The organism is Mycobacterium sp. FW102-FHT13B02 (genome assembly GCF_058790275.1).
On the sequence record NZ_JBYTCM010000010.1, the window covers coordinates 90,716 to 110,628 of the forward strand.

The 19,913-nt window shown below is 68.2% G+C and carries 19 protein-coding genes and 1 pseudogene; 18 read left to right on the forward strand and 2 right to left on the reverse strand.

Annotated features, from left to right (window positions below; translation table 11 throughout):
* Window positions 1-2 precede the first annotated feature (2 nt).
* The 4 genes from AC3WTE_RS18490 (at window position 3) to AC3WTE_RS18505 (ending at window position 3,667) form a co-directional block, all read left to right on the forward strand.
* Window positions 3-1,043, forward strand: coding sequence for a zinc-binding metallopeptidase family protein (locus AC3WTE_RS18490; protein WP_492439741.1), 1,041 nt, complete (start codon window positions 3-5; stop codon window positions 1,041-1,043).
* Window positions 1,044-1,076: 33 nt separating this feature from the next.
* Entirely contained in the window at window positions 1,077-1,385 is a 309-nt protein-coding gene (locus AC3WTE_RS18495) for a DUF4333 domain-containing protein (protein ID WP_492439743.1), read from the forward strand.
* A gap of 82 nt (window positions 1,386-1,467) precedes the next feature.
* Window positions 1,468-2,304, forward strand: a complete 837-nt coding sequence (locus AC3WTE_RS18500; RefSeq protein ID WP_492439745.1) for a DUF3097 domain-containing protein — start codon at window positions 1,468-1,470, stop codon at window positions 2,302-2,304.
* A 34-nt stretch (window positions 2,305-2,338) separates the two neighbouring features.
* Window positions 2,339-3,667 carry a replication-associated recombination protein A gene (locus AC3WTE_RS18505; protein ID WP_492439746.1) on the forward strand — a complete coding sequence of 443 codons (1,329 nt, stop codon included), beginning with the start codon at window positions 2,339-2,341 and terminating at the stop codon, window positions 3,665-3,667.
* Here AC3WTE_RS18505 and AC3WTE_RS18510 read toward each other — a convergent pair.
* Window positions 3,664-4,281, reverse strand: a complete 618-nt coding sequence (locus tag AC3WTE_RS18510) for a hypothetical protein (protein ID WP_492439748.1) — start codon at window positions 4,279-4,281, stop codon at window positions 3,664-3,666. The two genes, AC3WTE_RS18505 and AC3WTE_RS18510, sit on opposite strands and share 4 nt — an antisense overlap.
* A 163-nt stretch (window positions 4,282-4,444) precedes the next feature.
* On the opposite strand from AC3WTE_RS18510, the gene alaS reads away from it, so the two are divergent.
* From alaS to aroB, 9 genes and pseudogenes are all read left to right on the forward strand, one after another.
* Window positions 4,445-7,135 (forward strand): alanine--tRNA ligase, encoded by a 2,691-nt coding sequence (gene alaS / locus AC3WTE_RS18515; RefSeq protein ID WP_492439749.1) that lies wholly within the window; start codon window positions 4,445-4,447, stop codon window positions 7,133-7,135.
* A gap of 2 nt (window positions 7,136-7,137) precedes the next feature.
* The gene (gene ruvX, locus AC3WTE_RS18520) at window positions 7,138-7,656 is read left to right on the forward strand and encodes a Holliday junction resolvase RuvX (protein WP_492439751.1); all 519 of its coding nucleotides are present in this window, start codon (window positions 7,138-7,140) and stop codon (window positions 7,654-7,656) included.
* On the forward strand, window positions 7,653-8,939 hold the full coding sequence (locus AC3WTE_RS18525) for an endolytic transglycosylase MltG (RefSeq protein ID WP_492439753.1): 1,287 nt from the start codon (window positions 7,653-7,655) through the stop codon (window positions 8,937-8,939). Before ruvX ends, AC3WTE_RS18525 begins: the two co-directional genes overlap by 4 nt.
* Window positions 8,936-9,721, forward strand: a complete 786-nt coding sequence (locus AC3WTE_RS18530) for a shikimate dehydrogenase (RefSeq protein ID WP_492439755.1) — start codon at window positions 8,936-8,938, stop codon at window positions 9,719-9,721. Before AC3WTE_RS18525 ends, AC3WTE_RS18530 begins: the two co-directional genes overlap by 4 nt.
* Before the next feature lie 494 nt (window positions 9,722-10,215).
* A complete protein-coding gene (locus AC3WTE_RS18535) occupies window positions 10,216-10,647 on the forward strand; it encodes a prepilin peptidase (protein WP_492439757.1) in 432 nt (143 codons plus the stop codon).
* Window positions 10,644-11,138 carry a GNAT family N-acetyltransferase gene (locus AC3WTE_RS18540; protein WP_492439759.1) on the forward strand — a complete coding sequence of 165 codons (495 nt, stop codon included), beginning with the start codon at window positions 10,644-10,646 and terminating at the stop codon, window positions 11,136-11,138. Before AC3WTE_RS18535 ends, AC3WTE_RS18540 begins: the two co-directional genes overlap by 4 nt.
* A 43-nt stretch (window positions 11,139-11,181) precedes the next feature.
* Window positions 11,182-12,378 (forward strand): chorismate synthase, encoded by a 1,197-nt coding sequence (gene aroC / locus AC3WTE_RS18545; protein ID WP_459369921.1) that lies wholly within the window; start codon window positions 11,182-11,184, stop codon window positions 12,376-12,378.
* A gap of 4 nt (window positions 12,379-12,382) precedes the next feature.
* Window positions 12,383-12,895: pseudogene (locus tag AC3WTE_RS18550) on the forward strand (shikimate kinase); the annotation flags it as partial.
* A gap of 118 nt (window positions 12,896-13,013) precedes the next feature.
* Window positions 13,014-14,105 (forward strand): 3-dehydroquinate synthase, encoded by a 1,092-nt coding sequence (gene aroB / locus AC3WTE_RS18555; RefSeq protein WP_492439761.1) that lies wholly within the window; start codon window positions 13,014-13,016, stop codon window positions 14,103-14,105.
* A 55-nt stretch (window positions 14,106-14,160) separates the two neighbouring features.
* Here the strand turns inward: aroB and AC3WTE_RS18560 are convergent, their stop codons facing one another.
* Complete coding sequence (locus tag AC3WTE_RS18560; protein ID WP_492439763.1) at window positions 14,161-14,730, reverse strand: B-4DMT family transporter; 570 nt, start codon at window positions 14,728-14,730, stop codon at window positions 14,161-14,163.
* A gap of 33 nt (window positions 14,731-14,763) precedes the next feature.
* On the opposite strand from AC3WTE_RS18560, the gene AC3WTE_RS18565 reads away from it, so the two are divergent.
* From AC3WTE_RS18565 to AC3WTE_RS18585, 5 genes are all read left to right on the forward strand, one after another.
* Window positions 14,764-15,855, forward strand: coding sequence for a M24 family metallopeptidase (locus tag AC3WTE_RS18565; protein ID WP_492439765.1), 1,092 nt, complete (start codon window positions 14,764-14,766; stop codon window positions 15,853-15,855).
* Window positions 15,856-15,883: 28 nt separating this feature from the next.
* A complete protein-coding gene (gene efp / locus AC3WTE_RS18570) occupies window positions 15,884-16,447 on the forward strand; it encodes an elongation factor P (protein WP_459369926.1) in 564 nt (187 codons plus the stop codon).
* Window positions 16,440-16,907, forward strand: coding sequence for a transcription antitermination factor NusB (nusB, locus tag AC3WTE_RS18575; RefSeq protein ID WP_492439767.1), 468 nt, complete (start codon window positions 16,440-16,442; stop codon window positions 16,905-16,907). The genes efp and nusB overlap by 8 nt, the downstream gene beginning before the upstream one ends.
* 2 nt (window positions 16,908-16,909) lie before the next feature.
* Window positions 16,910-17,449 (forward strand): hypothetical protein, encoded by a 540-nt coding sequence (locus AC3WTE_RS18580; RefSeq protein WP_492439769.1) that lies wholly within the window; start codon window positions 16,910-16,912, stop codon window positions 17,447-17,449.
* A gap of 75 nt (window positions 17,450-17,524) precedes the next feature.
* Complete coding sequence (locus tag AC3WTE_RS18585) at window positions 17,525-19,774, forward strand: molybdopterin-dependent oxidoreductase (RefSeq protein ID WP_492439771.1); 2,250 nt, start codon at window positions 17,525-17,527, stop codon at window positions 19,772-19,774.
* Window positions 19,775-19,913 lie beyond the last annotated feature (139 nt).

Here is a 19,913-nt window from a genome sequence, read left to right on the forward strand (position 1 = left end):
GCGTGCGTGACTTCAACTGCCCCAATTGCGGTCAGCGGCTGGCCTTCGAGAACTCGGTGTGCCTGGGCTGCGGCAGCGCGCTCGGCTTCTCCCCGGAGAGCATGGCGCTTTTGGTGATCGCGCCGCCGGAGAGCAGCGATCACGCGGGTGCGGTCGCCTCGACGGACTACCAACTGTGTGCGAATCTGCATCTGGCCGAATGCAATTGGCTGGTGCGGGTGGGCCCGGTCGCGCAGCTGTGCGCATCATGCGAGTTGACGCGGACCCGGCCTGCTGACGACGACACCAAAGCCATGGCCGCCTTCGCCACCGCCGAGCAGGCCAAGCGCCGACTCATCTTCGAACTGGCGGAACTGGGTCTGCCGATCATCGGCCGCGACCGCGACCCGGAGCAGGGACTCGCCTTCGACCTGTTGTCCAGCGAGCAGCACCAGGTCTTCACCGGCCATGAGGACGGTGTCATCACGTTGGACCTCGCCGAAGGTGATGACGTCCACCGCGAACAACTGCGCGTCGAGATGGCCGAGCCGTACCGGACCCTGTTGGGCCACTTCCGTCATGAGATCGGGCACTACTACTTCTACCGCCTGATACAGCCGTCGCCCCAGGCCGTCGCGGACTTCACCGCACTGTTCGGGGACCCCGACAGCGACTATCAGGCGGCGCTGGACCGGCACTACCGCGACGGCGCGCCCGCGGGCTGGGACCAGGATTACGTGTCGTCCTACGCGACCATGCACCCGGCCGAGGACTGGGCCGAGACGTTTGCGCACTACCTGCACATCCGGGACACGCTGGACACCGCGGCGGCTTTCGGTTTCGCGCCCGCCGGCGCCACCTTCGTGCGGCCGGTGCTGGGCCCCAGCGGCTTTGACACGCTGATCGAGCTCTGGCTGCCGCTGGCCTGGGCGTTGAACATGGTCAACCGGTCGATGGGTAAACCCGATCTCTATCCGTTCGTGCTGCCGCCGGCCGTCTTGGAGAAGATGCGGTTCATCCACGCGGCAGTGGACGACGGCGGTGCGGACCGCGCGGCGCGTTGACGCAGCCCACGCGGATAGAGCACGATCGCGCCCATGATGCGCGTAAGGATGGGGGCAGCGGCACTAATGGGTCTGGCGGCCCTATCGCCGGCTGCATGTAGCTCGAAAACCACGGTCAAAGCCGACGACGCCGCCAAGCAGGTGGTCAAGCTGGTGTCCGATCAGAACAAGTTCACCCCCACCGATGTGAAGTGTCCGTCCGACGTGGAGGCCACCAAGGGCGGCCAATTCGACTGCCACTTCACCGGCCCGCGCAACGTGCCGTACGTCGCGCACATGAAGATCGTGAAAGTCGACGGCGAGCGCATCACCTGTGACATCAAGGTCGAGAAGGCCCCGTAGTCCGTCATTCGTGATCGGGCCGTGACGAAAACGCGGGTGGCGCAACCGGATCTGGTCGGCGTGGCTTCCTAGGATCGGAGCCGTGAGTGACCGATACGGATCCGATGTGCTGGCCCGCAACCCGAACGCCAAGAAACGTTCGACCGAGCAGCCTGCCGAGAAGGGGCTTGTGGTCGAGTGCGCCACGACCGGCTTCGTGGGCGCCGTGGTGCAGGTCGAATACGGCCGCATGGTTCTCGAAGACTTCGACGGATACCGCAAGCCGTTCCCCATCGGTCCGGGGTACCTGATCGACGGCAAACCCGTCATCCTCACCGCACCCAAGCGGTCCGCACCTGCCGCCCCCGCCCGCACCGCATCGGGTTCGGTTGCGGTGCAAGGACATCGGGCCCGTACCGCATTGGCCAGCCGCATCTACGTGGAAGGCCGTCACGACGCCGAACTCGTCGAGCAGGTGTGGGGACACGACCTGCGGGTCGAGGGCGTGGTGGTCGAGTACCTCGGGGGTGTGGACGATCTGGCCGCCATCGTGCGGGATTTCCAACCCGGTCCGGGCCGCCGGCTCGGCGTGCTCGTCGACCACCTGGTGTCGGGCTCGAAGGAGGCGCGCATCGCCGAGCAGGTGCGCCGCGGCCCGGGCGGTGAGCACACCCTGGTGGTGGGCCACCCGTTCATCGACATCTGGCAGGCAGTCAAACCCGCCCGCATCGGGCGCGAAGCCTGGCCGGTGATCCCGCGCGGTGTCGAGTGGAAGCACGGCGTCTGCGACGCGCTGGGCTGGCCGCACGCCGACCAGGCCGACATCGCGCAGGCGTGGCAGCGCATCCGCGGCCGCGTCCGGGACTGGAACGATCTGGAAGCGGCGCTGATCGGACGGGTCGAGGAGCTGATCGACTTCGTGACCACCCCGGCCGACTGAACCGCCGGTCGGTGCGGCGTGGTAAGCCTGAACCGTGTCTGATGGGCTGTTCGACGTAGGAGGCGATGCTGACGTATCGGCCGGCATCCCCACCCGGGCACCATTGGCCGTGCGGATGCGGCCGGCCGGGCTCGACGAGGTCGTCGGTCAGGATCATCTGCTCAAACCGGGGTCGCCGCTGCGCCGGCTGGTCGAGGGCTCGGGCGCGGCCAGCGTCATCCTGTACGGCCCACCCGGCACCGGCAAGACCACGCTGGCGTCCCTGATCTCGGGTGCCACCGGTCGCCGGTTCGAAGCGCTGTCGGCGCTGTCGGCGGGCGTCAAGGACGTGCGCGCGGTGATAGAGGAAGCCCGTCGAGGCGCGATTCACGGCCGCCAGACCGTGCTGTTCATTGACGAGGTGCACCGCTTCTCCAAGACCCAGCAGGACGCCCTGCTGGCCGCGGTGGAGAACCGCGTCGTGCTCCTGGTGGCGGCGACCACCGAGAACCCGTCGTTCTCCGTGGTCGCACCGCTGCTGTCGCGATCACTGATCCTGCAGCTGCAACCGCTGACCGCCGACGCCGTGCGGGCCGTGGTGCAGCGGGCGATCACCGACCCGCGTGGCCTGGGCGGCGCTGTCGAGGTCGACGACGACGCCGTCACTCTGCTGGTGACGCTGTCGGCCGGGGATGCCCGGCGTGCGCTCACGGCACTGGAGGTCGCGGCGGAAACCGCCGACGAAGAGCGCGTGACGGTCGAGGTCGTCGAACAATCGCTGGATCAGGCCGCGGTGCGCTACGACCGTGACGGTGACCAGCACTACGACGTGACCAGCGCGTTCATCAAATCGGTGCGCGGCTCCGACGTCGACGCCGCGCTGCACTACCTGGCCAGGATGCTGACCGCGGGGGAGGACCCCCGGTTCATCGCGCGCCGGCTGATGATCCTCGCCAGTGAGGACATCGGCATCGCCGACCCGACGGCCCTGCCGACCGCGGTGGCCGCCGCGCAGACCGTGCAGCTCATCGGGCTCCCGGAGGCCCAGCTGACGCTGGCCCACGCGACGGTGCACCTGGCGACGGCGCCGAAATCCAATGCGGTGACCGTGGCCCTGGGGGCGGCGATGGCCGACATCAAGGCCGGTAAGGCGGGGACGGTGCCGGCGCACCTACGGGACGGGCACTACGCCGGTGCGGCCGCCCTCGGCCACGCCCAGGGCTACAAGTACGCGCACGACCACCCGGGTGGTGTTGCGGCGCAACAGTATCCACCCGATGAGCTGGTGGGTGTCGACTACTACCGGCCCACCCCGTACGGGGCGGAACGGGAGATCGGCGGCCGCCTGGAGAAGTTGCGCGCCATCATCCGGCGGCGGCGCTAGACCAGCTCCGGCACCCGCAGGTGGGCGATGGCGAGATCGAACGCGCAATCGTCGATCTCGGTCGCACCGGCGGCCTGTACCGATTCGACCTTCAGCGCCGTCGCCTGCGGCCAGTAGTCCTCCATCAATTCGCGGGTGCGGAACGACGCCGACGACACCACTCGGCCCGAGCCGCGGTCGACGAGCAGGCTGGCGCTGCAGAAACCGGGCAGATGCTCGATCTGCCGCAGCACGGTGTCGCGGAAGTAATCGATGCCGGCCTCCATCAGGTCCGGCGGCACCGTGAGCCAGGTGGCGCGCACGCACGCGCCGTTGCCGCGTTCGCGGTGCAGGACGGCGATCTCCCACTCTTCGACCTGCGGGGCGCCGCCGCCGAACCGCTCGGCAGCCAGATTGCGGAGCCGGCGGCCTTCGCCGGCGCTGTAACGCAGGGCGTCCTCGGACTCCCAGGCGCTGGTGGCGATGCAGCGACCCGTTTCCCGGTCGACCATCAGGGACAGGCCGACAGAACCGGGTAGTTCCTGCAGGGTAGGCATGACCTCGTCGCGGATGTAGGCAATGCCGGCGTCGATCTGGTCGGGGCGCGCCATCATCGTGGTAGAACGTGCGAACACGGTCCACCCCCTCTTTATTCGGGGCGGCGCTCCGGCGGCGCCACCGGATAAGGACAACTGTCCTCCCCGGCGGTGCGGCGCACAATGGTTCTTGGGCTGGGGCCGAAACCGCACCCGGTACTGTTATGCGGGCAACTACCCGGTCGATGAAGGACGTCAGCACGTGCAGACACACGAGATCAGGAAACGATTCCTCGATCATTTCGTGAAAGCGGGCCACACCGAGGTGCCGAGCGCATCGGTGATCCTGGACGATCCGAACCTGTTGTTCGTCAACGCCGGCATGGTGCAGTTCGTGCCCTATTTCCTGGGCGACCGCACCCCGCCGTACGACAAGGCGACCAGCGTCCAGAAGTGCATCCGCACGCCGGACATCGACGAGGTGGGCATCACCACCCGGCACAACACCTTCTTCCAGATGGCCGGCAACTTCTCGTTCGGCGACTACTTCAAGCGCGGCGCCATCGCGCTCGCCTGGGGCCTGCTGACCAATCCGGTGTCCGAGGGCGGTTACGGCTTCGACCCCGAAAAGCTCTGGGCCACCGTGTATCTCGATGACGACGAGGCCATCGGGCTCTGGGAGGAAATCGCCGGGTTGCCGCCGGAGCGCATCCAGCGCCGCGGCAAGGCCGACAACTACTGGTCCATGGGCATCCCCGGCCCTTGCGGCCCGTGTTCTGAGATCTACTACGACCGCGGCCCCGAGTACGGGATCGACGGCGGCCCCGAGGCCAACGAGGACCGCTACATCGAAATCTGGAACCTCGTGTTCATGGAGAACGAGCGGGGCGAGGGCACCAGCAAGACCGACTTCGAAATCCTCGGCCCGCTGCCGCGCCAGAACATCGACACCGGCATGGGTGTCGAGCGCATCGCCTGCCTGCTGCAGGGCGTCGACAACGTCTACGAGACCGACCTGGTCCGGCCCGTCATCGACAAGGTCGCCTCGGTCGCGCCCCGCCACTACGGCGCGGGCAACCACGCGGACGACGTGCGCTACCGCGTCATCGCCGACCACAGCCGCACCGCCGCGATCATCATCGGCGACGGCGTCACCCCGGGTAACGAGGGCCGCGGGTACGTGCTGCGGCGCCTGCTGCGCCGCATCATCCGCGCCGCCAAGCTGCTCGGCGTCGAGCAGCCGATCATGTCCGACCTGATGACCACCGTGCGCGACACGATGGGCCCGTCGTACCCGGAGCTGGTCACCGACTTCGAGCGCATCAACCGCATCGCGGTCGCCGAGGAGACCGCCTTCAACCGCACCCTCGCGTCGGGTTCGCGGCTGTTCGAGGACGCCGCGGCGGCCACCAAGGCCGCGGGCAAGACCGTCGTCTCCGGCAGTGACGCCTTCACCCTGCACGACACCTACGGGTTCCCGGTCGAGCTGACGCTCGAGATGGCGGCCGAAGCCGGCCTGTCCGTCGACGAAGAGGGCTTCCGCAGCCTCATGTCCGAGCAGCGCGCCCGTGCCAAGGCCGACGCCGCCGCCCGCAAGCACGCGCACGCCGACCTGTCCGCCTACCGCGACCTGGTCGACGCCGGCCCGACCGAGTTCACCGGTTTTGACGAATTGACTTCCGAGGCAAAAATTCTCGGCATCTTCGTGGACGGCAAGCGAGTGCCGGTGGTGACGCACGGCGGTGAGGGTGCCGGTGAGCGGGTCGAGCTGGTGCTCGACCGCACTCCGCTGTACGCCGAGTCGGGCGGTCAGATCGCCGACACCGGCTCGATCACGGGCACCGGCTCGTCGGCCACCGCCAAGGCCGCGGTAACCGATGTGCAGAAGATCGCCAAGTCGCTGTGGGTGCACACCGTCAACATCGAGTCCGGCGAGTTCGTCGAGGGCGACACCGTCACGGCCGCCGTCGACCCGACCTGGCGCCGCGGCGCCACCCAGGGGCACTCGGGCACGCACATGGTGCACGCCGCGCTGCGACAGGTGTTGGGCCCCAATGCTGTTCAGGCCGGTTCGCTCAACCGCCCGGGCTACCTGCGGTTCGACTTCAACTACCAGGGCGCGCTCAGCGACGAGCAGCGCACCCAGGTCGAGGAAGTGACCAACGAGGCGGTGCAGGCCGACTTCGAGGTGCACACCTTCAACGAGAAGCTGGAGAAGGCCAAGGCCATGGGCGCCATGGCGATGTTCGGCGAGTCGTACCCGGACATGGTTCGCGTCGTCGAGATCGGCGGACCGTTCTCCCTCGAGCTGTGCGGTGGTACCCACGTCCAGCGCTCGGCGCAGATCGGCCCGGTGACCATCCTCGGCGAGTCGTCGGTGGGTTCGGGTGTGCGCCGTGTCGAGGCCTACGTCGGCCTGGACTCGTTCCGGCACCTGGCAAAGGAACGGGCGCTGATGGCCGGCCTGGCCTCGTCGCTGAAGGTGCCCTCGGAAGAGGTGCCCGCGCGCGTGGCCACCTTGGTCGAGAAGCTCAAGGCCGCCGAAAAGGAACTCGAGAAGGTGCGCCTGGCCGGTGCCAAGGCCGCCGCCGCGAACGCCGCGGCCGGTGCCGAGGTGATCGGTAAGGTCCGCCTCGTCGCGCAACGGCTGCCCGGCGGATTCTCCGGTGGCGACCTGCGCACCCTGACCGGTGACATCAAGGGCAAGCTCGGCTCGGAGCCGGCGGTGATCGCGCTGATCGCCGACTCGGGTGACTCGGTGCCGTATGTGGTGGCCGTCAACGCGGCCGCGCAGGACCTCGGGTTCAAGGCCAATGAACTGGTGCAGCAGCTGGGTGCTGCCGTCGGCGGCCGTGGTGGTGGAAAGGCCGATCTGGCACAGGGTTCCGGTAAGGGGGCAGCGGGTATCGACGCGGGTCTGGCCGCGCTACGCGCTGAACTGGGCCGGAGCTAGCTTTGGCTGATACCGACCGCATGCCCGACCGCCCCGGTGCCGACGACCCCGGACGCGGTCGTCGGCTGGGCATCGACGTCGGCACGGTGCGGATCGGTGTCGCCGTGTGCGACCCGGACGGAATCCTGGCGACCCCGCTGGAGACGGTTCGTCGTGACAAGACCGCCAAACATCTGGCTCGGCTGGTGAAACTGGCCGGTGAGCAGGACGCGGTCGAGATCGTCGTCGGATTGCCCCGCACCCTGAAGGACCGGGCCAGCAGCTCGGCCCTCGACGCGATCGAGGTCGCCGACGCCCTGGCAGTGCGGGTGGCCCCGACTCCGGTGCGGATGGCAGACGAACGCCTGACGACGGTGACCGCGCAGCGCTCGCTGCGGGAGGCCGGAGTGCGTGCGAAGGGGCAACGGCAGATGATCGATCAGGTGGCAGCCGTCGGCATTCTCCAGAATTGGCTGGACATGCGCCGGACGGTGCTGGCCGCCGCGGCGAACAATGAGGCCGGCCAGGAGGGGCAGGCATGACCCCGGCCGAGGACATGATTCCGGACGCCCCCGATGACGACGAGTGGGGCAGCACCCGCATCAAGCCCGAATCGGTGGGCCGGCCCCGCCGCGGTATGAGCCGGGCCGAGCGGGTTCGCGCCGAGCGAAACCGCAAGCGCCGTCGCCGCCGCAGCATCGTGGCGCTGACCGTCTTCATCGTCGTCGTGGTCTGTGCGGTGTTCCTCGGTTCGCGCCTGTGGCACGGGATCTTCGGTTCGGGCAACGACTACTCCGGTGACGGCAACAACGACCTGGTCATCGAGGTGCATCAGGGCGACTCGACAACCGCCATCGGGCAGAACCTGCACGACCACGGCGTCGTGGCCAACGTGAAGACGTTCGTGCAGGCCGCCGAGGGCAACAAGGCGATGACCGAGATTCAGCCGGGCTTCTACAAGCTGCGCACCGAGATCTCGGCAGCCAACGCGGTATCCCGGCTCACCGAGAAGAACAATCGCGTCGGCCGCCTGGTGATCCCGGAGGGCCGCCAGCTCGACGACACCACCGACGTCAAGACCAACAAGATCAACCAGGGCATCTTCAGCCTGATCTCGGCTGCCTCGTGCGTCGACCTGGACGGCAACCGCAAATGCGTGTCTGCCGACGATCTGAAGAAGGCAGCCGGTGCGGCCGATGTCTTGGCGTTGATGGTGCCGAGCTGGGCGGCGGGGCCGGTGAAGGCGCTGGGCGCCGACCACCGCAGGCTCGAGGGCCTCATCGCGCCGGGCACGTGGAACGTCGACCCGGCCGGCACGCCGGAGTCGATTCTGGCGAGCCTGATTAGCTCGAGCGGTCACCAGTACGAACGTGGCGGCCTACTCGACGCCGGCGCGAGCGCCAACATGACGCCGTACCAGATCCTGATCGTGGCGTCGCTGGTGCAGCGCGAGTCCAACCCGCAGGACTTCGCCAAGGTGGCCCGCGTCATCTACAACCGGCTCGCCACTCCTGATCACCGCAGGCTGCAGTTCGACTCGACGGTGAACTACCCGCTGGATCGGCAGGAGGTGGCCACCACCGACGCCGACCGCGAGCAGCCGACGCCGTGGAACACCTATGCGCGTGAAGGCCTTCCGGCCACGCCGATCTGTTCGCCCGGGCAGCCCGCGGTGGTCGCGGCTCAGGACCCGGCGCCGGGGGACTGGCTGTACTTCGTGACCATCGACCTGCAGGGCACGACGGTGTTCACCCGGGACTACCAACAGCACCTCGCCAGCATCGAGCTCGCCAAGCGCAACGGCGTGCTCGACAGCGCTCGATGAGCGGGCGTCGGGCGGCGGTCCTGGGCTCGCCCATCGCGCATTCACGGTCCCCGCAGCTGCACCTGGCGGCCTACCGGGAACTCGGACTCACCGACTGGACCTACGACCGCATCGAGTGCACCGAGGCCCAACTGCCCGGCCTGGTGAGCGGATTCGGCCCGGAATGGGTCGGCGTCTCGGTCACCATGCCCGGCAAGTTCGCGGCGCTGCGGTTCGCGACCGAACGCACGCAGCGGGCTGAGCTCGTCGGCTCGGCCAACACCCTGGTGCGCGTCGAGGGTGGCTGGCGAGCCGACAACACCGACGTCGACGGAGTCGTCGGCGCGCTGGGCGAGGTGTCGGGGCCCGCGGCGGTGCTGGGCTCCGGTGGCACGGCGCCCGCGGCGGTGGTGGCCCTGGCCGAACTCGGTGTGCGGGACCTGACGATCGTCGCCCGCAATGCCGACAAGGCGGCGTCACTGGTGGCGCTCGGGGACAAGCTCGGGATGCACGCCCGGTGGGTCGCCTTGGGCGAACCGCTCGATTCCCTTGGCGTGGTGGTCAATACGCTGCCCGCCGACGTGGCTTCGCAGTTCGCTGGGACCGTGGCCGACGCTGCCGTGCTGCTCGACGCCATCTACGACCCATGGCCGACACCGCTGGCTGCTGCCGTTGCCTCGGCTGGTGGCCGCGTGGTCAGTGGCCTGCAGATGCTGCTGCACCAGGCCTTCGCCCAGGTCGAGCAGTTCACCGGGATGCCCGCGCCGCGCGAGGCGATGGCAGCGGCGCTCGCGGCGAGCTGAGATTCTGTGAGTAGCGTCGCTTTCGTGTCGAAGGTGCTGGCGGCGCAGTCGCGACCGGCCATCTGCTGGGCACTTGAAAAGCAAATGCCTTGTGGACGTTGACCCGGCGCTGACGGTCACAAAGTTCGAATAGTGAAGACCCTGGGCGCGGGGTGAACGCGAGGCCCGCGTTGACTCCGCAGCTACGGCGCAAAAGCCCGAGTGCGCGAGACCACGATTGCAAGATGAAAGTGGCATGGCGGTGCGGGCGCCTGCCTGTGCCCCACGGATTGGCGCAGAGCCGAAAATTGGGGCCGATGAGTACGTGAGTGCAATCGACGTGTTGATCCGCCAGTGGTGATTGAACTCAGGGACGTCGGCGAGCCTGGAACGGTACCTGACTTCAATAATCGCGGCAGCACGTGCCTCGTGACTGAATCTACGTACTTCGCTGGGCCGGCACCGCGTGGAACATTCGTGTCGGGACGCCGCCCCAGCCCCCTTAGCCTCGAAAGATGGGGGCGGCCTTGGTTATTGGTACGTGGATGATCGCGCTGACGGCCTACGACCTGCGGGAGCGACGGTTACCGAACTGGCTGACCTTGCCGGGCGCCGCGGTCATTCTGCTGGCGGCAGCCATTCTCGGCCGGGGTCTCGCCGCGCTGACCGGCGCCGCCGCGCTGGGCGCGCTCTACCTCCTGATCCACCTGCTCAGCCCGCATGCGATGGGCGGCGGCGACGTCAAACTGGCTCTCGGGCTGGGCGCGCTGACCGGGATGTTCGGTGCCGACGTCTGGGCGCTGGCGGCCATCGGGGCGCCGCTGATCACGGCGGGCTATGCGGTGGTCGTCGTGCTGCGGCGAGACGGCCGGACCGTGCCGCATGGGCCGTCGATGTGCCTCGCCAGCGCGGCGGCGGTCGCGCTCGGTACCTTGGCCTCACCATGAGCATCCGCGCCGCCACCACCGCTGACCTGCCTGCCATCGCCGAGATTTACGCGCACTACGTCGTGGGCAGCGTCGCGTCGTTCGAGCTGGAGCCGCCGGCCGCAGACGAATGGCAGACGCGGTTCACCAGGGTTGCCGCTGCCGGCCTGCCCTTCCTGGTCGTCGAACGCGACGGCAAGGTCGCGGGCTACGCGTACTGCCTGCCGTGGAAGTCCCGGCCGGCCTATCGGGGCACCGTGGAGGACTCGATCTACCTGGCGCCGTGGGCCACCGGCCAGGGCGCGGGCTCCGAATTGCTCGGCGCGCTGCTGGACGCTGCCCGCGCCGCGGGCGTCCGCGAGGTGATCGCGGTGATCGCCGACAGCGGCGATCCGTCGTCCGTCGCATTGCACAAGAAGCTGGGTTTCGACGACGCCGGGCGGCTGCGGCAGGTCGGCCACAAGCACGGCCGGGACATCGACACCGTGCTGCTGCAATGCAGCCTGCATTGAGGAGATTTCAGCCGGTAAACCCCCTCATGGGACAATGGGACACGTGTTGCGATGGACCACAGCAGGTGAATCCCACGGCCGCGCCCTCGTGGCCATGGTCGAAGGCATGGTGGCCGGCCTTTCGGTGACCTCGGACGACATCGCCACGCAGTTGCAGCGGCGTCGTCTCGGCTACGGCCGCGGTGCCCGGATGAAGTTCGAAAAGGACGAAGTCACGCTGCTCGGCGGGGTTCGGCACGGTCAGACGCTGGGCGGCCCGATCGCCATCCAGATCGGCAACACCGAGTGGCCCAAGTGGGAGACCGTCATGGCCTCCGACCCGGTCGACCCGGCCGAACTGGCCAACACCGCGCGCAACGAGCCGCTGACCCGGCCCCGGCCCGGCCACGCCGACTACGCCGGCATGCTCAAGTACGGCTTCGACGACGCCCGCCCGGTGCTCGAGCGCGCCAGCGCCCGCGAGACCGCGGCCCGCGTCGCGGCGGGCACCATCGCCCGCGCCTTCCTGAAGCAGGCCCTCGGCGTCGAGGTCGTCTCGCACGTCATCTCCATCGGCGCATCCAAGCCCTACGACGGCCCGGTCCCGCAGCCCGAGGATCTCGAACGTATCGACGCGAGTCCCGTTCGGGCGTTTGACGAAGAAGCCGAAACGTCCATGATCACCGAGATCGAGGCCGCCAAGAAGGACGGCGACACCCTCGGCGGTGTGGTCGAGGTCGTGGTCAGCGGGCTGCCCATCGGTCTGGGCTCGTTCATCAGCGGCGACAACCGGCTGGACAGCCAGTTGGCCGCGGCGGTGATGGGCATCCAGGCCATCAAGGGCGTCGAGATCGGCGACGGCTTCGAGACCGCGCGACGCCGTGGCACCGTCGCGCACGACGAGATGTACCCCGGCCCCGACGGCGTGATGCGCTCCACCAACCGGGCCGGCGGCCTGGAAGGCGGCATGACCAATGGTCAGCCGCTGCGGGTCCGTGCCGCGATGAAGCCGATCTCGACCGTGCCGCGCGCGCTGGCGACCGTCGACATGGCCACGGGCGAAGAGGCCGTCGCCATCCACCAGCGGTCCGATGTCTGCGCCGTGCCCGCGGCCGGTGTCGTCGTCGAGGCCATGGTGGCGCTGGTGCTCGCGCGCGCCGCGCTGGACAAGTTCGGTGGTGACTCGCTGGCCGAGACGCGCGCCAACGTCGAGAACTACCTGCGTGCGGTGCAAGAGCGCGAACCGCAGATGTCCGGATAAATCGATGGTGCCCAAGGCTGTACTGGTCGGCATGCCCGGGTCGGGCAAGTCGACGATCGGTCGACGGTTGGCGAAGGCGCTGCAGGTGCCGATGCTCGACACCGACGCCAAGATCGTCGAGACCACCGGTCGCAGCATCGCCGACATCTTCGCCGAAGGCGAACCGGTGTTCCGCAAGATCGAAGCCGACGTCATTCGCGACGCACTGGCCGAACACGACGGCGTGGTCTCGCTCGGTGGTGGCGCGGTGACCACCCCGGAGGTACGTGAGGCACTTGCCGGGCACACCGTTGTCTACCTGGAAATCAGTGCGGCAGAAGGTGTTCGGCGCACCGCTGGCGGTGGCCGTCCGCTGCTCGCCGGCGACGATCCGGGGGCCAAGTACCGCGCCTTGATGGCGCAGCGCGTGCCGCTGTTCCGGCAGGTCGCCACGCTCCGCGTGAACACCAACCGACGTAATCCCGGGGCTGTCGTACGCCACATCGTGCACCGGCTCGAGCAGCCGCGCTGCGACGAGCACTCCCGGCGTCGCCGCCGTTCGGCATGGCGCCGGCTGCCCACGGTCCTGAATCCCGGACCGACCACCGAGGCCCCGCCGAGCCCCGCGGCACTGGCGAAACGACTGAAAGGCTCCAATGACCGAGAGTGTCGCTGAACCTGTTGTGGTCGACGTGAACGTCGACCGGCCCTATCCGGTGATCATCGGGCGGGGGTTGCTCGGCGACCTCGGCCGGGTTCTGCGGGGGCGGCACCGCGTCGCGATCCTGCATCAGCCGGTGCTGACCCAGACCGCTGAAGCGATCCGTGGTTACCTGGCGGACCAGGGGATCGACGCGCACCGTATCGAGATTCCGGACGCCGAGGCGGGCAAGGAGCTGCCCGTCGTCGGCTTCATCTGGGAAGTGTTGGGGCGCATCGGCATTGACCGCAAGGACGCCATCGTCAGCCTCGGCGGTGGCGCGGCCACCGACGTCGCCGGATTCGCCGCGGCGACCTGGTTGCGGGGCGTCGACATCGTGCACGTGCCGACGACGCTGCTCGGCATGGTCGACGCCGCCGTCGGCGGCAAGACCGGCATCAACACCGACGCCGGCAAGAACCTCGTCGGCGCCTTCCACCAGCCGCTGGCCGTCCTGGTCGACCTCGCGACGCTGGAATCGTTGCCGCGCAACGAGATCATCGCCGGGATGGCCGAGGTGGTGAAGGCCGGCTTCATCGCCGACCCGGTGATCCTCGACATGATCGAGGCCGATCCGGAGGCCGCGCTGGACCCGACCGGAACGGTGCTGCCCGAGCTCATCCGCCGGGCCGTCGCGGTCAAGGCCGAGGTGGTCGCCGCCGACGAGAAGGAGTCGGCGCTGCGCGAAATCCTCAACTACGGCCACACTTTGGCGCACGCCATCGAGCGCCGCGAGCGCTACCAGTGGCGGCACGGCGCCGCGGTCTCGGTGGGCCTGGTGTTCGCCGCTGAACTGGGCCGGCTCGCGGGGCGTCTCGATGACGACACCGCCGACCGCCACCGCCGCGTCCTCACCGCGCTGGGCCTGCCGGTCAGCTACGACCCCGACGCTTTCGGCCAGCTGCTGGAGTCGATGGCGGGGGACAAGAAGACCCGTTCGGGTGTACTGCGTTTCGTGGTGCTCGACGGGCTGGCCAAGCCCGGCCGGCTCGAGGGTCCGGACCCTTCGTTGTTGGCGGCGGCCTATTCGGTCGTGGCGAAGGACTGAAGTAGCGCAAAAAAATCGCGGCCGGTGATACCGGCCGCGATTTTGTCTCCGAGTCTCAGGACTCGGGGTTGGCTTTGGGTGTGGTCTCGATGACCTCGGTTTCGCCTTCGGCACCTTCGACGGGGACCGCGACGGCGACCGCGGCGAACACGTCGGTGTCGGCGCGGTCACCCGCCCCGGCGTGGTCGTGCTTCGGGGGCGGCGGGGCGTGGCGGTCGATGAGCCAGCGGCCGAGCGTCACGCCGCAGATTCCGCCGACGAAGACGATCAGCGCCGTGAAGGCGGCAAACGTGGTGACCTCGGAAACGAGCGCGTCGACGTAGATGTTGTCGTAAATCTGTCCGATGAGCCACGAGACGAGGCCGCTGACGACGCCGGCGAACAGGCCGCCGACCAGCCACGCCATGGCGAGGTCGTCGCGGCGGTCGGGATCGGGCTGCGCCTTCGCGTCGTTCTGTCCGTCGAGGACGCCCCAGGCGAACGCTGCGAGGATGTACAGCACGACCAGCGTGACACTGATCATGAGGGACTGTTTTTCCCAGGCCCCGATCATCGCGCCTTGCAGCAATCTGACGATCACCATCAACGCCGCAAAGACGATTCCGCGCAGCAACCACTTACTCATGAGCAGACAGCGTAGCGAGTAGCGTCACATATCGTGACAATTTCCCACCGGCGCCACATTCTGCGTCGCCATCTGGCGGCTGCGGAGTTGGATGCGATCCTGGTAACCGACCTGGTCAACGTCCGTTATCTGTCCGGATTCACCGGTTCGAACGCCGCACTGCTGATTCCCACTCACGGGGACACCCCGGTGCTGGCCACCGACGGGCGGTACCGGACGCAGGCCGCACAGCAGGCCCCGGATACGCAGGTCCTCATCGAGCGTGCGTGCGCCCCGCAACTGGTGCGCGCCGCGGAAGCCGCCGGGGTCAAGCGGCTCGGCTTCGAAAGTCACGTCATGACGGTCGACGCGCACGCGGCACTGCAGCGCGTCAGCGGGGACGTCGAACTGGTCCGGGCGCCCGGCATGGTCGAGACGTTGCGAGAGGTCAAGGACGCCGGCGAGATCGCGATCTTGCGACTGGCGTGCGAGGCCGCCGACGCCGCGCTCAAAGACCTGATCGAATCCGGCGGGTTGCGGGCCGGCCGCACCGAGAAAGAGGTCGGCCGCGAACTCGAGTCACGGATGCTGGACTACGGCGCCGACGGGCCGTCGTTCGAGACCATCGTCGCCGCCGGCGCCAACTCCGCCATCCCGCACCACCGGCCCACCGATGCGGTGCTGGCGGCCGGCGACTTCGTCAAGATCGACTTCGGCGCGCTCGTCGCGGGCTATCACTCCGACATGACCCGTACATTCGTGCTGTCGCCCGTGGCGCAGTGGCAGCGCGACATCTATGACCTGGTCGCCGCGTCGCAGCGGGCGGGCCGCGAGGCCCTGGCGCCGGGCACCACGCTGTCAGCCGTGGATCGGGCGTCGCGGCAGGTCATCGTCGATGCCGGCTACGGTGAGCAGTTCTCCCACGGGCTCGGGCATGGGGTGGGGCTGCAGATTCACGAAGCGCCGGGAATCAACTCCGCCGCCGCCGGTACACTGCTTGCTGGCTCTGTGGTCACCGTGGAGCCCGGTGTCTACCTGCCCGGCAGGGGCGGCGTCCGGATCGAGGACACGCTAGCCGTGGGCAGCGATACGACACACACACCTGAGTTGCTTACCCGGTTCCCCAAGGAACTGGCCATCCTCTGATGACAGAGAGCTAGGAGCAGTACCGATCGTGGCATCTACCGCCGATTTCAAGAATGGCCTCGTGCTGAACATCGAGGGCCAGCTGTGGCAGATCACCGAGTTCCAGCACGTCAAGCCCGGCAAGGGCCCGGCCTTCGTGCGCACCAAGCTCAAGAACGTGCTGACGGGCAAGGTCGTCGACAAGACCTTCAACGCCGGCGTGAAGGTGGAGACCGCGACCGTCGACCGTCGTGACGCCACCTACCTGTACCGCGACGGCAGCGACTTCGTCTTCATGGATGCCGAGGACTTCGAGCAGCACCCCCTGACCGAGGCTCTGGTGGGCAACGCCGCCGGCTTCCTGCTGGAGAACCTTCAGGTGCAGATCGCGTTCCACAACGGTGTGCCGCTGTACCTCGAACTTCCGGTCAGCATCGACATCGTTGTCGCGCACACCGAGCCCGGCCTGCAGGGCGACCGCTCCAACGCCGGCACCAAGCCGGCCACCCTGGAGACCGGTGCCGAGATCCAGGTGCCGCTGTTCATCAACATCGGCGACAAGCTGAAGGTGGACACCCGCGACAGCAGCTACATCAGTCGGGTCAATGCCTGACCGTCGTTCCGACAAGGGTCGGCACCAGGCGCGCAAACGTGCCGTCGATCTGCTGTTCGAAGCCGAGGCCCGCGGGATCACCGCCGCCGAAGGCGCGAAGTTGCGCAACACCCTGGCCGGCAGCGACCCCGAGATTTCGGCGCTGAACCCGTACACGGTGGCCGTCGCCAATGGCGTCACCGACCATGCGGCACACATCGACGACCTGATCTCCGCACACCTGCAGGGCTGGACGCTGGAGCGCCTGCCCGCGGTGGACCGGGCGATCCTGCGCGTCGCGGTGTGGGAGCTGCTGCACGCGACGGATGTGCCGGAGCCGGTCGCCGTCGACGAGGCGGTAGAGCTGGCGAAAACGCTGTCCACGGACGAGTCGCCCGGTTTCGTCAACGGTGTCCTCGGCCAGGTCATGCTGGTGACCCCGCAGATCCGGGCAGCAGCGGCGGCGGTCCGGGGCGAGTAGCCGTGGACGAACCGCAGGACTGGGCGCCTTACTCGAGTGTCGAGGACGCGGCCAAGGTCTACCTGCGCGATCCGGAGCTGGCACTCGAACAGCTGCGCTCGGTGATCGACTTCCGGTCGATCAAGTCCTTCATCATGTCGCGCGGCGCGTCCGAGGAGTCCTGGGGCGACGCCGTGTGGCAGGAGGTCATTCTCACCGATGGCGAGCGGCTGATCATGTGGCGGGCCGACGATGACGTGAGCGGCGAGGACGAAGAGGTGCGTCGCACGTTGGACACGTCGGTGCGGACCATCTTGTTGTCGACCATCACCGACCACATCCTGACCACGCAGTTCGAGGTGCTGGCCGACGGCACCCGGCGCCTGGCCGAAGTGCGGCTGCGGATGTACACCCAGCTGATCACCCGCAGCCGGCAGAAGTCGGCCATCGACAGCGACTTCTTCTGCGAGTCGTTCCGGTACACCAAGTCTGTCGACGACGGCGGCCTGGCCCAGATGCAGCGGCTGCTGCAGTTCGGCCGCGAGCTGTCGCACGCCCTTTAGGTCTGGTCCATCCTGCCTCCCGGTCAACGGGAGCAATCGTGACCCGCGTCTCAGTAACGCCGTTACAGTCGGGGGATGGGAACCGAGCCACGAGTGATCGCCAAAGTCGGCGAAGACGGTCTGCACCTGCATGCCTGCTGTCTCTGTGAGGCCATGTGCGGCTTGGAGATTCAGGTGTCGGGCGGCAAGGTCGCCGGCATCCGGCCGAACAAGACCGACGCATGGAGCGCGGGCCACATCTGCCCGAAGGGCGCCTCGCTGGGTGCACTGCACGAGGACCCCGATCGGATCCGCCGGCCCATGATCAAGATCGACGGCCAGTGGCACGAGGTCGACTGGGACACCGCGTTCCGTCGCTGCACCGAACTCCTGGCACCCATCATCGACAAGCACGGCATCGGCGCCGTCGCCGCCTACGCCGGAAACCCACTGGCACACTCGTTTTCGCTGTCGCGGTATGCGGCGATCCTGCTCGGCCTGTCCGGCATACCGATCACCTATTCGCCGGGCACCATCGACCAGTGGCCCAAGAACCTGTCGTCGCACCTGATGTACGGCAGCTGGTGGGCGTTCCCGACGCCCGACGTGCAGCGCACCGACCTGCTGGTGGTGATGGGCGCCAACCCCGCGGCGTCGCAGGGCTCGCTCCTGGCCGCGCCGGACATCATGGGCATCATCGGGGGAATTCGCCAGCGCGGCAAGGTGATCGTCATCGACCCGGTGCGGACCCAGACCGCCGCCAAGGCCGACGAGTGGCTGCCCATCACGCCCGGTACCGACGCGGCGCTGCTGCTGGGCGTCATCCACGTTGTGTTCGACGAAGGACTGGTCAACCTCGGCCGGCTGGCGCAGCATCTCGACGGGGTTCCCGAGCTGCAGCGCGCCGTCGCCGACTGGTCACCCGAAAGAGTCTCTGCCGCAACAGGTATCGATGCTGAGCGGATCCGGGAGCTGGCCCGTGAGCTGGCCGGCACGACGCGCGCGGTCGTCTACGGCCGCATCGGCACATGCAACCAGGAGTTCGGCAGCCTCGCCAGCTGGCTGATCGACGTCGTCAACATCGTCACCGGACACTTCGACGTGCCCGGCGGGGCGATGTTCGCGACACCGACCGCCTGGACCGTCACCAGTCAGACCATCCCCGGGCTGGAGGACGGGGCACCCAACTTCGGTCGCTACCAGACCCGGGTCCGCGGGGCGAAGGAAGTGCTGGGCCAGGTACCGGTCTCCTGCATGCTCGAAGAAATCACCACACCGGGCGAGGGCCAGCTCAAAGCCCTGATCACGGTGGCGGGCAATCCCGTGCTGTCGACGCCGGGCGGCGACAAGCTGGACGAAGCGCTGACGGGCCTGGACGCGATGATCTCGGTGGACCTGTGGCTCAACGAGACCACCCGGCACGCCGACGTGATCCTGCCCGGCCCCTCGGCACTCGAGCAGCCACACTCCGCGGACCTGCTTCTCGGCTCGGCCATCAACAGCTTCGCGCGTTACTCGCCGCCGGTATTCCACCGCGAGGACCCGGACGCGCCGGAAGAATGGGAAATCCTCATCCGGCTGACCGGGCTGTGCACCGGCACCCCGGCCGAGGACGTCGACGTTGCCGCGCTCGACGACGGCTGGTTCGACTACCTGTGCTTCACCCAGGGCCTCGACGGCTCCGAAATCCGCGCGAAGTACGACCACGGCGGCCCGGAACGCATGCTCGATCTGACGCTGCGGACCGCCGCGTTCGGCGACCGGTACGGCGAGAATCCCGATGGCCTGACGCTCGAGAAGCTCAAGGCGTACCCCGATGGCATCAACTACGGCCCCATGGTGCCGCGCGTGCCCGAGGTGCTGGGTACGGCGGACAAGAAGATTCGCCTTGCCCCGCAGTACCTGCTCGACGACCTGCCGCGGCTGGCTTCGCGACTCGAGCGTGCCGATGACGAGCTGGTGCTGGTGAGCCGGCGGCACCTGCGGTCCAACAACTCGTGGCTGCACAACGTCGGCGCGCTGATGAAGGGTCGCGACCGGTGCACCTTGCTGATGCACAGTCGCGACGCCGCCGCGAGGGGCATCACAGACGGCGACACTGCCGAAGTCGCCTCGGGCGCAGGGAAGATCGTCGTGCCCGTCGAGGTGACCGACGCGATCAAGCCGGGCGTCGTGTCCATGCCGCACGGCTGGGGGCACGGACAGTCCGGCACCCGGCTCGGGATCGCCAACGCGTCGCCCGGGGTGAACACCAATATCCTCTCGCTGCCGGACTTCATCGACGAGCCGTCCGGCAACGGTGCGCTCAACGGGATTCCGGTGACGGTGTCGGCGGCGGGGAGCTAGCGGCCCGTGTGCTGCGCGTTGACCGTGCATCTATGCAGGCCGCTACTCGAACATCCTCTGCGGCAGCGCAATCTCAACCGCTGAAAGGGACTTGCTAGCCGCAGAGATACTTGGTTTCAATCGCGAGGCACTGTTAGAC

Bases quoted from the DNA above. Each gene is read 5' to 3' on its own strand.
- AC3WTE_RS18560 (WP_492439763.1), bottom strand. From the start codon at position 14,730: ATGAGTAAGTGGTTGCTGCGCGGAATCGTCTTTGCGGCGTTGATGGTG.
- nusB (WP_492439767.1), top strand. From the start codon at position 16,440: ATGCCTGACCGTCGTTCCGACAAGGGTCGGCACCAGGCGCGCAAACGT.
- AC3WTE_RS18525 (WP_492439753.1), top strand. From the start codon at position 7,653: ATGACCCCGGCCGAGGACATGATTCCGGACGCCCCCGATGACGACGAG.
- AC3WTE_RS18495 (WP_492439743.1), top strand. From the start codon at position 1,077: ATGATGCGCGTAAGGATGGGGGCAGCGGCACTAATGGGTCTGGCGGCC.
- AC3WTE_RS18585 (WP_492439771.1), top strand. From the start codon at position 17,525: ATGGGAACCGAGCCACGAGTGATCGCCAAAGTCGGCGAAGACGGTCTG.
- AC3WTE_RS18530 (WP_492439755.1), top strand. From the start codon at position 8,936: ATGAGCGGGCGTCGGGCGGCGGTCCTGGGCTCGCCCATCGCGCATTCA.
- AC3WTE_RS18540 (WP_492439759.1), top strand. From the start codon at position 10,644: ATGAGCATCCGCGCCGCCACCACCGCTGACCTGCCTGCCATCGCCGAG.
- AC3WTE_RS18535 (WP_492439757.1), top strand. From the start codon at position 10,216: ATGGGGGCGGCCTTGGTTATTGGTACGTGGATGATCGCGCTGACGGCC.
- aroB (WP_492439761.1), top strand. From the start codon at position 13,014: ATGACCGAGAGTGTCGCTGAACCTGTTGTGGTCGACGTGAACGTCGAC.